This window comes from Gordonia oryzae, from assembly GCF_003797185.1.
GTDB lineage: Bacteria > Actinomycetota > Actinomycetes > Mycobacteriales > Mycobacteriaceae > Gordonia > Gordonia oryzae.
On sequence record NZ_RKMH01000005.1, the window covers coordinates 170,579 to 182,866 of the forward strand.

At 64.4% G+C, this 12,288-nt stretch carries 10 protein-coding genes; 9 read left to right on the forward strand and 1 reads right to left on the reverse strand.

Annotated elements, in window-relative coordinates; genetic code table 11:
- Nucleotides 1–317 precede the first annotated feature (317 nt).
- From EF294_RS08150 to EF294_RS08190, 9 genes are all read left to right on the forward strand, one after another.
- On the forward strand, nt 318–1,115 hold the full coding sequence (locus tag EF294_RS08150; RefSeq protein WP_123928320.1) for an MlaE family ABC transporter permease: 798 nt from the start codon (nt 318–320) through the stop codon (nt 1,113–1,115).
- Nucleotide 1,116: 1 nt separating this feature from the next.
- The gene (locus EF294_RS08155; RefSeq protein WP_123927989.1) at nt 1,117–1,983 is read left to right on the forward strand and encodes an MlaE family ABC transporter permease; all 867 of its coding nucleotides are present in this window, start codon (nt 1,117–1,119) and stop codon (nt 1,981–1,983) included.
- 10 nt (nt 1,984–1,993) lie between these two features.
- Nucleotides 1,994–3,334, forward strand: coding sequence for an MlaD family protein (locus tag EF294_RS08160; protein ID WP_123927991.1), 1,341 nt, complete (start codon nt 1,994–1,996; stop codon nt 3,332–3,334).
- The gene (locus EF294_RS08165) at nt 3,331–4,362 is read left to right on the forward strand and encodes an MCE family protein (protein WP_123927994.1); all 1,032 of its coding nucleotides are present in this window, start codon (nt 3,331–3,333) and stop codon (nt 4,360–4,362) included. Before EF294_RS08160 ends, EF294_RS08165 begins: the two co-directional genes overlap by 4 nt.
- A gap of 8 nt (nt 4,363–4,370) precedes the next feature.
- Nucleotides 4,371–5,351: an MCE family protein gene (locus tag EF294_RS08170; protein WP_123927997.1), complete on the forward strand. Its 981-nt coding sequence runs from the start codon at nt 4,371–4,373 to the stop codon at nt 5,349–5,351.
- Entirely contained in the window at nt 5,345–6,466 is a 1,122-nt protein-coding gene (locus EF294_RS08175) for an MCE family protein (RefSeq protein ID WP_123928000.1), read from the forward strand. Before EF294_RS08170 ends, EF294_RS08175 begins: the two co-directional genes overlap by 7 nt.
- An 89-nt stretch (nt 6,467–6,555) precedes the next feature.
- Nucleotides 6,556–7,641 (forward strand): MlaD family protein, encoded by a 1,086-nt coding sequence (locus tag EF294_RS08180; protein WP_123928323.1) that lies wholly within the window; start codon nt 6,556–6,558, stop codon nt 7,639–7,641.
- Entirely contained in the window at nt 7,638–8,810 is a 1,173-nt protein-coding gene (locus EF294_RS08185) for an MCE family protein (RefSeq protein WP_123928003.1), read from the forward strand. The genes EF294_RS08180 and EF294_RS08185 overlap by 4 nt, the downstream gene beginning before the upstream one ends.
- 109 nt (nt 8,811–8,919) lie before the next feature.
- The gene (locus EF294_RS08190) at nt 8,920–9,906 is read left to right on the forward strand and encodes a hypothetical protein (protein WP_123928006.1); all 987 of its coding nucleotides are present in this window, start codon (nt 8,920–8,922) and stop codon (nt 9,904–9,906) included.
- A 15-nt stretch (nt 9,907–9,921) separates the two neighbouring features.
- Here EF294_RS08190 and treY read toward each other — a convergent pair whose 3' ends face one another.
- Complete coding sequence (treY, locus tag EF294_RS08195; RefSeq protein ID WP_123928009.1) at nt 9,922–12,288, reverse strand: malto-oligosyltrehalose synthase; 2,367 nt, start codon at nt 12,286–12,288, stop codon at nt 9,922–9,924.

Genomic DNA, 12,288 nt, shown 5'->3' on the forward strand with positions numbered 1-12,288 from the left:
TTCCCGTGTTTCTCCTCACCTTGGACGCCTGACCAAGTTACTGTGTCGGCACCCATACATGCGTGGCCCTCCACATCGGGGGGACCATCCTGAGGCTCGACCACAGAACCCACCGTATTGGGTGGGATGCGAGCGTGCAGGCCACGCGGGGTGTGACCCGCGGCATACGACGTGCTCGGCGGTGCTGTATATTACTGCGAGCTAGGCCTGCCAGGGGGGCGCGCGACGGATGACGTACGACGCAGGGATGGGTGTTGAGCAGCACTGACGCAGTGGCTTCGGAAGACGAGGCAACAGGGACGCGCAAGCCCGGGGGAGTGCGCAAGTGGTTTCGTGAACACATTGTGGCGAGTTTCGAGACCTTCGGTCGTCAGCTCGCGATGTTCGTCGAGGTGTTCAGGGTCCTCATCGAGGACATTCTCAAGCGCCGCTTCCCGTTCGGTGAGTTCATCCGTCAGTGCGCCTTCATGTCGAGCACCTCGGTGTTCCCGACCTTCCTGGTCGCCATCCCGATTGGCGTGATCGTCTCGATCCAGGTATCCAACATCGCTGGGCAGATCGGTGCGACGTCGTTCTCCGGTGCCGCCACCGGACTCGGTGTCATCCGCCAGGGCGCCCCGTTGGTTACCTCACTGTTGCTCGCCGGTGCGGTCGGTTCGGCGATTGCCGCCGACCTGGGTTCCCGGACGATACGGGACGAGATCGACGCGATGCGCGTGATGGGTGTGAACCCCGTGCAGCGACTGATCTCGCCGCGCCTGCTCGCAACCATGGTGGTCAGCTTCCTGCTCTGCGGTTTCGTATGTTTCGTCGGCTTCATCACCGGTTACGCCTTCAACGTGTACTTCCAGGGTGGCACCCCCGGTAGCTACACTGGCACCTTCTCCTCGTTCGCCTCGGTGTCGGACCTGTTGTTCGCCTTGATCAAATCGGTCATTTTCGGCGCGATCGTGGCGATCGTGGCTTGTGACCGCGGACTCAACACCAAGGGTGGTCCCGCCGGCGTCGCCAACTCGGTGAACGCCGCCGTGGTCAATTCGGTGCTGCTGTTGTTCACCGTCAACGTGGTGCTCACGCAGTTGTTCGCCATCGTCGTCCCGGCAAAGGTGGTGTGAGATGGTCGCGTCCCGGTATGTTCCGCCCGTACTTCGGCCCGTCGAGGCTGCGAAGGGTGTCTACCGCGGGCCGCGTGACGCGCTGGCCCGCATGGGGCACCTCATTACGTTCTTGGTGCGGTCGGTCGGTTCGGTGCCTCTCGCGTTCACCCACTACCGCAAAGAGGTTTGGCGTCTGCTTGCCGATGTCGCATGGGGCAATGGCGCAATAGTGGTCGGAGGCGGCACCGTCGGTGTCATGGTGATCCTCGGCGTCATGGGCGGCGCGACGGTCGGCATCGAGGGTTACACCGCACTGAATCTCCTCGGCATGTCACCGGTGACCGGTGGTCTGTCGGCATTCGCGACGACCCGTGAGATCGCGCCCCTGTTGGCGGCGACCGCGTTCACCGCGCAGTCGGGTTGCCGCTTCACCGCACAGCTCGGGTCGATGCGGATCAGTGAGGAGATCGATGCGCTGGAATCCATCGCGATCCGGCCCCTGCCGTATCTGGTGACCACCCGGATGTCGGCGGCGGTACTGGCGATCGTGCCGCTGTACTCGGTCTCGTTGGCTGCGAATTACCTTGCGTGCCAAGTGATGTTCCAGATCCAGAGCGGGCAGGGGGCGGGAAACTACCTCGCTTATTTCAATGCCTTCCTGGTCTCGAGTGACATGGTGTACTCGTTCATCAAGGTCATCATCTTTGTGCTGTTGACCACGTTCATCCAGTGCTACTACGGGTATTTCGCCTCCGGCGGGCCGGAGGGCGTCGGGGTGGCAGCCGGACACGCGATCCGGCTGGCGATCATCGTCATCGTGTTCGCGAATCTGGTCATGACGCTGGTGTTCTGGGGAACATCGCCCGGAATCAGGATCTCGGGGTGAGGGGGTAGCCATGCTGATAGCCACCGACGGCCGTAACCCCTCGCTGATGCACTATGTATTGCGCGGCAGTGCATTCCTGATCGTGTTGGTGATCCTTTTCGTGTTGTTGTTCATGCGGTACGAGGGCGTGTTCAGCTCCACCGTCGCGGTCAATGCCAAACTCACCGACGTCGGTGACGGCCTGACCGCGGGTGCCGATGTGCGCTACAACGGACTCATCGTGGGGTCGGTCAAGAACGTCGGTCTCACCGACGAACCGGGCCAGTCCGGGGTGAACCTGCGCCAGGTCGATATGGACATCACTCCGGCACAGTCCGAGGGCATTCCGGCCAACGTCACCGCGCGCACAGTACCCTCCAACCTCTTCGGTGTGAACGCGGTCGAGCTGGTGCAACCGGACCATCCGGCCGCCGACCATCTTTCGGCGGGCGCGTCCATCCCTGCGGACCGATCGCTACAGACGATCAAACTGCAGGACGCGCAAAACCAGCTGCGGACCCTGTTGCAGGCAGTGCCCCCGGAGCAACTCGCCGGTGTCCTTGGCACCATCGCCGACGCGCTGCGCGGTGGCGGGACCACCTTCGGTCTGTTCGTCGGCGTCCTGCAGAACTATTTCGACACCATCAACGCGCAGTTTCCCCCGGGCGCGCCGTCCGGATTCGACAACTTCAACCAGTCCGTACAGGGCCTGTCGCGATCCGCGCCGCAACTGTTGGATACGTTGGGCCGCAGCGTGATTCCGGCGATGACGATAGCGCAGTCGCGGAACGACCTGACTGCGTTGCTCTCGGCGGCGCAAGGCCTGACCGACGAGGTGCAGTCACTGTTCGCGGCCAATGGTGACGGTGGCAAGCGCATCGTCGCCGACACCAACACCCTGCTCGGCGCAGCGGTCTATGAGCCGAATGCGTTGCCGCAGGCGCTGACTGCACTGAACAATCTCGCGGCAAAGGTCCTCACGGTGTTCACCGGTGTCAACGGGCATGCGCAGCTCAACATAGGCCTGAGTTTCAGTGCGTTCCAGCGTTATACCCGCCAGAACTGTCCCGTGTACAACGGTGGGCCCTACGGTCAGCTGCGCGGTCCCGGGTGCGTCGGTCCGGGCACCGGCACGGGTCCGACGAGTTCGGGTCCGCTGATGATCTATCCGTCCGACGGGATGCGCCGGATGTCGCCGGCGGGCATGGTCACCACCGGCACCGACAACCAGACGCTGACCGCCGCGCTCGATCGTGCGCCCAGTGCGGCCGACACCTTGATGCTCGGTCCGCTGGTGCAGTCGGTCTCGACCCAGACTGCTTCGACCCAGACTGCTTCGACCCAGACTGGCACCTCGGGAGGGGGACGATGAGCGCCGCGCAGTCGAGTATCCGTAAACCGCTGATCGGGTTCGCGCTGTTCGCGGTCGTCGCATTGCTGCTGACCTACATCATTTATTCGACGCTGGAACGATCGGTGTCGGGCAGTACCAACAACTTCAGCACCTTCTTCACCGATGCCTCGGGACTGGCCAAGGGCGACGACGTCCGGATGGCGGGTGTGCGGGTGGGTCGTGTCGATTCGATCGATCTCGTCGACGGCCGCGCCAAGGTCACCTTCGAGGTGCAGGACGACCAGCCGATGTACACCACCACGCAGGCCGCGATCCGGTACCAGAACCTGATCGGCCAGCGGTATCTCGCGCTGTCCCTCGCCGACGGGACCCCGCAACCACTTTCGGTCGGGTCGACGCTCAAGGAGCCCTCGGAAGACTCCTTCGACGTGACCAAACTGCTCGCCGGATTCCAGCCGGTCTTCGACACCTTGACTCCCGAGCAGGTCAACAATCTCTCCAACGGTCTGGTCCAGGCGTTCCAGGGCGACTCGGTGTCGTTGTCCAACACCGTCGCCCAGGTCGGCAAGTTCGCCTCCGACATGTCCAACCGGGACGTGGTGATCGGGGCGATCATCGACAATCTCAGCGGGGTGCTGCGTGATCTGTCGCGTCAGGGCGACCAGATCGGGACCCTCGTCGAGAGCGTCTCCGGCGTCATCAAGAGCCTGAACGCGAATTCGGCGGCCTTCGGTACGGCCGTCACCCAGATCGGCAACACCGCATCGGGATTCGCCGACGTCCTCACCCAATCCCGGGGTAATCTCGCCGACGCGGCCACCTCGGCCAATCAGGCGACCAGGATTCTGATCGGCAACGGCTCCAAACTCGACGGGATGGCCAAGAACCTGCCGATCTTCCTCGGACATTTCCCGCTCGTGCTCGGCCAGGGGGCCTACCTGAACATCTACGCCTGCGACCTCGACATCGCGATCGGTGACGTGTTGTTCCCGCCAGGGATCCTCAATAAGATCGGTGGCACCAACCATTCGGTGGTGTGCCGATGAGAAGCCGTATGCGTCGGAGCTTCGACGACCACCGACTCCTCTGGTACGGATTGACCGGCACAGCGGTCATCGTGCTGCTCGTCCTGGGAATCGTGGGAATCGGCAAGGCAGATATCGGCAAGAAGACTTATTCGGCGGACTTTGCCCAGGCCGGTGGCGTGCGACCGGGCGACAAGGTTCGAGTGGCCGGCATCGACGTCGGTGAGGTCGGCTCGACCGAACTGCAGGGCAATCACGTCCACATCACGATGAAGGTCGACAAGGACGTCGACGTCACCGCCAACGGTTCAGCCGAGATCAAACTCTCGACCCTGCTCGGCCAGCGCTACATCGATATCTCGTTGGGCAATGCACCCGATCCGGCGGCCGGCAATGTGATCACCGAGACCAGGGTTCCCTACGATCTGCAGAAGACCATCGAGAAGGGCACGCCCGTCCTCAATGGCATCAACGAACAGGACCTCGGCCAGAGCATCCGAACGCTCAACCAGCAGCTCGCCGGCGCGCCCGCGGTCACCAAGCCGACGCTCGACTCGCTGACACAGATGTCGGAGATCATCACCGACCGTCGTGATCAGATCAATCAGCTGATCAGCGACACCAAGTCGGTGACCGCCATTGTGCAGGATAATTCGGCGCAGCTGGCGATCATCGTCGGTCAGGGAGCGCAACTGGCGAACAAAATCGTCGCCCGCGAGGCCCTGGTGACCCGGTTGCTCGACGGCGTCGCACAGATCACCGAGCAGGCCCAACTTATCGCCGCCGAGGATTCCGACCAGTTCGCCCCGATCATGGCCAACCTGAACACCATCACCCAGGGCCTGGAGAAGAACCGCGACAACCTCCGCAAGATGCTCGAGGTCTTGCCGGTCACCGCGCGCCTGACCAACAACATCATCGGAGACGGCCCGTACGCCAACGGCTACCTGCCGTGGGGCATCTTCCCCGACAACTGGCTCTGCACGGCACGGGTGGTGGACGGATGCTGAACGCGCACATGGTTTCTCCGAAGGTGACGCGGCGGTCGATGATCCTCGCGGGGCTGATCGTCCTTGCCGTCGGTGTGCTCTCGGGGTGTTCGCTGATACCGGCCGGCTGGAAGACCGCAACAGGTCAGGCCATCGAGGTCACCGCGTACTTCCCGAACACCGCAGGCCTCTACACCACCAATGACGTCGCGGTACTCGGAATGCCGGTCGGCCAGGTCACCAAGATCGAGGAGCAGGGCAACCGGGTCATGGTGAAATTCACCATCGACAAGAACGTGCCCGTTCCGGTCGACGCGACCGCGGCCATCGTCAACACCTCGATCGTCACCACCCGGCACATCGAGCTGACCCCGGCGTACTCCAAGGGCCCGAAGCTGACCGATGGGGCGGTGTTGCGCAACGAGGGCATGAGTCCGGTGTCGGTGGGTGACCTCTTTGACGCGGTCGACAAGCTCGTCAGCAACCTCTCCGGCCAGGCGCCGGGGGAGGGGCCGGTCGCCGACCTGATGGACGTGACCTCGGGCATCACCAGCGACAACGGACAACGGCTGCAGGAAGCGATCAATCAGCTCGGCAGCGCCTCGCAGGTGGTATCGGGCAACGGCGACGCGATCGTCGACATCGTCAAGTCGGTCCAGCAACTCACCGCCGCCCTCGTCGCGAATTACCCGAAGATGAAGGACTTCTCGAATTCCATCAATCAGGTCAGCGAGATGCTCGGCCGCCAATCACCGGGTCTGGTGGCGACCCTGGGCGATCTGAATCAGACACTGCTCAACACCTCGGAGTTCCTGCACAACAACGCAGGCACGATCGGCGCGTCCACCGGGCGACTGGCCGCACTGGCGGAGAACCTGAGCGACTACTCACGTCAGGTCGTCGAGACCATCGACCTCGGGCCGCTACTCTTCCAGAACCTGAGCAATTCCATCTCCGCCGAACAGGGTGCCTGGCGTGCCCAGGTCCTGCTGGATAAGTCCCTAATCGACACCCAGCTGGTATCCCAGTTCTGCAAGGCGATCAATCTGCACAAGAACGGTTGCGAGACCGGGCAACTCCAGGGCTTCGGGCCCGATCTCGGGGTCTTCTCGGCATTGGAGGCCCTGACACAATGAGCCCAGCATCCTCCTCCCGTCAGCCGGCCGCTCGCCGAACGTTCTCCAGACGCCGTCTGGCGCCGGTTCATTCATGGACGCGCAAGTTGGTGGTGACCGGGGTCGTCGCCACCGTGTTGGCCGTCACCGGTTGTTCGGCGATACCCGGTCTGACCGTCGAGCAGATCCCGCTGCCAGCCCCGGGCAATCTCGGCGACACCATGACGTTGAACGCGAGTTTCGACAATGCGCTGAATCTGCCGACCCGGGCCAAGGTGAAGCTCTACGGCATGGACGTCGGCGAGGTCACCGGTATTCGCGCCGAGAACTACAAGGCGATCGTCACCATGGATGTCAGCACCTCGGCCAAGGTGCCCAAGGGCACCGGCGCCGAACTGCGACAGGCGACCCCGCTTGGTGACGTATTCGTCGCGTTGCTCCCACCGTCGAAGTCCGATGCCGGCTACATGGCCAACGGCCAGACACTGACTGGCCCGCGGTCGGCTGCGGCGACCGTCGAGGATCTGCTGGTCAGTCTGAGTGGGTTCGTCGACAGCGGATCACTCGGTTCCACCCAGCAGATCATCACCGAACTCAGCGCCGCGGTGTCGACCTCGCCGGACAATCCGCAACAACTCAACGGTGCCATCGCCGGATTGACCACGGCCCTGCGCAAACTCAACCAGAACTCCGCCGAGGTCGACGCTGCGATGCGTAACACACAGATGCTGACCGGTCAGCTCGCGGCGGGTCGCGCGCAGATCATGGCGTCGATCAACAAGCTCTCGCCCGCCTTCGACACCATCAACGACGAGATGCAGACGATCCTGACCACGCTCGACAAGACCAACCAGGTCACCGCCGCCACGAACGATTTCCTCGACAGCGACGGACGGAACTTCGTCGAGCTCACCGATCATCTCGCGACCCTCCTCGACGAACTCAAGCAAGGTGCGGCGATCCTCGGACCATTGTCGGACAATGTCGCCGAGTTGACCCCGAAGTGGGCCAAGTCGACCAGTTCAAGTGCGGCGTCGTTGTCTGCGAAGGTGTACTACCTCAACCCGGGCGCCGGGTTCGATTCGGCCAGCCGCCTTCCCGAACTCGGAGATGTCGGTGCAGCGGGAGAGTCGTTGCAGCAGACGCTGACCCGACTGCTGGCCCGACTGACTGCGACCCAGGGGTGCTGCGGATGAGTGGATTCATGGGGTGGCTGCGCAAACGTTCGATCGTGCTGGGCAACCTGGCGCTGATCGGGGTGATGCTCATCGGGCTGGCCTACTTGTCGTTCGGCGCGCTGCGGTGGGCGCCGTTCCAGGGCCACTACACGCTCACGATCAATTTCCCGATCTCCGGTGGCTTGCAGGACACCTCGCAGGTCACCCTGCGCGGCGTCCCGATCGGCGATGTCACCTCTATTCAGGTGCAACCACAGTCGGTGAAGGTGGTGGTGTCGGTCGACGACGACGTGCACATCAACCGCAACACGACGGTCTCGGCACTCGGCATGTCGGCCGCGGGTGAACAGTACGTCGATTTCTCCCCGCCCAGCGCCGAGGGGCCCTACCTGCGTGACGGCGACACCATCAACATGAACCAGACGAAGGTGACCACGCCGTTCCCGCAGTTACTCGAGAGCTCGCTGGGTGTGATCGACCAGATCGATCCGGCGAAACTCGCCTCGATCGTCGACAACCTCGACGTCGCGCTCAATCCCAAGGGCGACACCAACGATCTGCGCGTGTTGTTCGATGCGGGCGGAACGATCTTTGCCGATCTCTACCGCGTGTTGCCGCAGACGACCAAGTTGATTTCCGAGGCGGGCACGATCCTGCAGACCACCTCGCAGATCCAGCCCGATCTGCAGGGCACGGTGTCCTCGTTGAGTTCGGTTGTCAACGCTGCGGTAGCCGCGGACCGTGAGCTGCGCACCTTGCTGGGCAAGGGTCCGCAGCAGTTGTCCAGCCTATCCGGCTCGATCAACGAGATCCAAGATCCGATCACCGATGTGCTCGGTCAGCTGCTGGATGTGACCCGTCAGGGTGCCTTGCGCGCACCAGCGGTGGTCAATCTGTTGCCGTCGATCCGGGACGCGTCGATCAAGTCTCTGACCATGTTCCACGACGGCGCGTGGTGGGCGTTCGCTTCGCTCTACCCGCGTCCCTACTGCGACTACGCGGTCACCCCGGTGCGCCCCACCAAGATCCTGGAGTTGTCGGTGCCGACCAATCTGTACTGTGTCACCGAGGATCCCAACCAGCAGATCCGTGGCTCGGCGAACGCACCCCGTCCGCCGGGGGACGACACCGCCGGACCGCCGCCGAACTACGACCCGAATGCACGGACGGTTCCGCTGGACAAGTGACGCCCGCCCTCCGGGGGCTCGCGCCGCACCTGGCTCCTGGCCGAGAGGAGTCAGGTGGGGTCGGTTCGGTGGAGGCCGAGTGGGCGGCAAGTGAGAACGGAAACACGCGATGACAGGTGGGCAGGACGACGTGCGCAACGACGCAGCCGATGACGGTAGAGAAGCCATAGCGACGACTGAGCTCGGCGCCGTGGAGGAGTCCGGCGAACCGGACTCAACCCTCGCCGACGGGGCCGGTGTCTCCGATACCGCGCCGACGAAGGCGCCGCTGACCAACAAGCCGATCCCGCGTACCAAGAGCGCCCGGTCGGGGTCGTCGCGGCGCTCGGATCCGGAGGATGCCGATGCCGACAAGGCGGATGCTGACAAGGCTGATGCCGCCAGTTCCGGCGAGCACACGGCATCGACTGCGGCCGCCACCGGGGGTGCATCCGCGCGTGGCGCATCCGCCCACGCAGCGGCCGCACCCGCACGTGGCAAGCAGATCTCGATCACGCTGTCGGCGCGCGCGCTGTGGAGATCGCTGGTGGCCGTGGTGGTCGTCGCTGCGATCGTCGGTGTGGGCTTTCTCGGCTGGTTCTTCTACCGCGATCAACAGCGCCTCAACGCCTTCGACGACGCCAAGAGTGCCTCGGCGATCTTCGCCCAAAAGCTGACCAGCAGCATGAACGCCGACACTGTGGCCAACATGAAGGACATCGTCGGGCCACTGACCACCGGCGAGTACCGCAAACACCTCGAGTCCCAACTCGGCGACACCACCAAGGCGATCCAGTCGATCAACGTCAAGAACACCAAGATCGATGTCCAGAAGGTGTCGGTGATCGACTTCGGCACCGACCACGCCTCGACCATGGCCGTGGTACAGGTAACCGGTACGAGTACCCTTGCGCCGCAAGGTGGTACATCGCTGTTCATGTATTCGCTCAAGCTCGACAAGGTCGACGGCAAGTGGCTGGTATCCGATCTCGACGCCATGCAGGCCGGCCTGTCCGATGCCGGTGAGGCCGGTGCCGGCGGTGGGTCCACTCCGAACGCAGGGCAGGCAAGTACCCCGGTACCCACGCCTGCGCCCGCTCCGGCACCCGGCGGCTGAGGTCGTCGGGGTCGGTCAGATACCCGACCGGGTCAGGATCGCCACCGGGCCGGGGGCTCGTAGAGCCGCGAGGTCGACCGACCCCGCGTGCTCGGACCGTGACCCGGCATCGATCCAGGTGCCGGAAGGTAGTGCGAGCGTGGTCGTCGCGGCACGGTCGTCGAGGCTATGGGTGAAGCGGGCGGTCACCACGATCACCCGAGGATCGCTCTCGCCGCGCACACCGCGGCCGAAGGCGATCGCGTGGTCGGCGGCCGGCCCATCGACCTGTAGCGGGCGATAGTCACCGTCGGGGCCGAACGCCAGGCGGTGTGCTCGACGAACGCGCAGGGCGGCAGCCACCAGCCGCGCCTTGGGATGATCGAGCGACCGGCGGAAGTCCACGGGTCGACGATTGTCGGGATCGACCAGTGAGTCCTCGTACCACTCGGTGCCCTGGTAGATGTCGCCGACACCAGGTCCGAGAAGTGCGATGGCCTTGCGTGCCAACACTTCCTGCTCCCATGCCGGGCCGATCCGAGTGACCAGGTCATCGATCCTCCCAGCCACCGGTTCGGTGGTGAGCGCGCCGATCCAGGCATCGAGCGCATCCTCGAAGGTCTCGTCGACCTCGGTCCACGTGGTCCGCACACCGGCTTCACGGGCGGCTTTGCGTGCATAGGCGCGCAAGCGATCTCGCAACCCACCATCGACCCGGCCGCCGAGCGGCCACACCCCGATCACGTTCTGCAGCAAGAAGTATCCGGTCAGATGATCCGGTGGTGGAGCGGTGTCCCAGATGTGGCGGACCAGCAGAGACCACCGCTCGGGGACCTGCGCGAGCAATGCGATACGCGCCCGCACGTCCTCGCCGCGCTTGGTGTCGTGGGTCGAGGAGGCCGTCATGGCCCGCGGCCAGTCCTGCGCCCGGACGACGTTGCGCTCGTGGAAATAACTAAGCGACAGTGCCGGATTGGCCGGGTCGCCACCGACCTCTTGCGCCGACACGAGGCGGGCCGTGCGGTAGAACAGACTGTCCTCGACGCTTTTGGCGGTGACCGCGCCGCACGTCTGTGCCAACCGGGAGGTCGGGGCACCGGGGTTGGCAGTGGCGCGCACGATGAGCGTGACGGCGTCGGCGAGATCCGGTCGACGGCGTGCGATCTCCTCGGCCACACCGAGCAGACGGGATCGAAGCGACGGATAGTCGGCACGGTAGACACCGAGATCGGCGATCATCTCGGAGACGGCGTCGGTGAGCGCGGCCGAGTCGGCGGTTGGATCGGCATGGGTCAGTGTGCGCACGAGCCTGCGGTGTTCGGCGGGGAACATCTGCGCGAGCGTGGTCAGTTTACGCTGCCGCTCGGTGTCGTGTAGCCAGTGGGCGTCGGCCGGCATCCCAGTGGTGTGTTCGTGGATCTCGCTGAGCTCGACGATGCCCGACGGGGCGGTGAACACCGCCTCGATGAGCCGCAACTGGTCGTAGCCGGTGGTTCCCTCAACAGGTAAAGTCGGCTCCAGTGCCTCGTCGGCGGCGAGGATCTTCTCGATGTAGAGCAGTCGATCGGTGCCGATGTCGCCACGCAATCGCTCGAGATAAGACGTCGGGTCCCACAGCCCGTCGGGGTGATCGACGCGGACGCCGTCGATCAGGTCGGCGTCGAGGAGCTCGCGTATCCAGGCGTGGGTGGCGTCGTACACGGCGTCGTTCTCCTGGCGGAGTCCGGCGAGTTCGTTGACCGTGAAGAATCGACGGTAACCGATGATCCCGGAGTTCCACGGGACGAGTCGATAGTGCTGTCGCGCATGGACATCGGTTGCCGTACCGCCGAGACTCCCCGGTGCGGTGGGAAATTCGTGGTCGTAATAGCGGAGAACTCCGTGCCGGTCGACGGTCAGCGACGCCAGGTCACCGTCGGCGGCGAGGACCGGCAGGGCCAGCTTCCCATCGCTGCCGTTGTCGGAAGAGAAATCCGCGTCGAAGTACCCGGCGTACTGCGATCCGGGGCCGTGCCGCAACAGGTCGGCGAACCAGGGATTGCGCAGCACCTCGGCTACCCCGGTGTGGTTGGGAACAATGTCGATGAGGATGCCCAGACCGACCGCACGCGCCGCCGCGCGCAGTGCGGCCAGACCCTCACGGCCACCGAGGACCGGTGACACCTGTGGTGGGGGTACCCAGTCGTAGCCGTGGGTGGAGCCGGGCATCGCGGCGCCGATCGGCGAGAGGTAGAGGTGGCTGACACCGAGATCCGCCAGATGCCCGAGAATGCCGATCACCTCGACGAAACCGAATTCTGGGGTCAGCTGAATCCGGTAGGTGGCGATGGGTTCGGGACGGTTGCCGCCGGCGGCGACTGGCGCATCGTCGCCGGTATGCGCGCCCGGGTACATACCGGCCAT

What these genes read in the sequence shown, in the direction of transcription:
- EF294_RS08155 (WP_123927989.1), top strand. Translation starts at nt 1,117, where the DNA reads ATGGTCGCGTCCCGGTATGTTCCGCCCGTACTTCGGCCCGTCGAGGCT.
- EF294_RS08160 (WP_123927991.1), top strand. Translation starts at nt 1,994, where the DNA reads ATGCTGATAGCCACCGACGGCCGTAACCCCTCGCTGATGCACTATGTA.
- EF294_RS08165 (WP_123927994.1), top strand. Translation starts at nt 3,331, where the DNA reads ATGAGCGCCGCGCAGTCGAGTATCCGTAAACCGCTGATCGGGTTCGCG.
- EF294_RS08170 (WP_123927997.1), top strand. Translation starts at nt 4,371, where the DNA reads ATGCGTCGGAGCTTCGACGACCACCGACTCCTCTGGTACGGATTGACC.
- EF294_RS08175 (WP_123928000.1), top strand. Translation starts at nt 5,345, where the DNA reads ATGCTGAACGCGCACATGGTTTCTCCGAAGGTGACGCGGCGGTCGATG.
- EF294_RS08185 (WP_123928003.1), top strand. Translation starts at nt 7,638, where the DNA reads ATGAGTGGATTCATGGGGTGGCTGCGCAAACGTTCGATCGTGCTGGGC.
- EF294_RS08190 (WP_123928006.1), top strand. Translation starts at nt 8,920, where the DNA reads ATGACAGGTGGGCAGGACGACGTGCGCAACGACGCAGCCGATGACGGT.
- treY (WP_123928009.1), bottom strand. Translation starts at nt 12,288, where the DNA reads ATGGCCGGTATGTACCCGGGCGCGCATACCGGCGACGATGCGCCAGTC.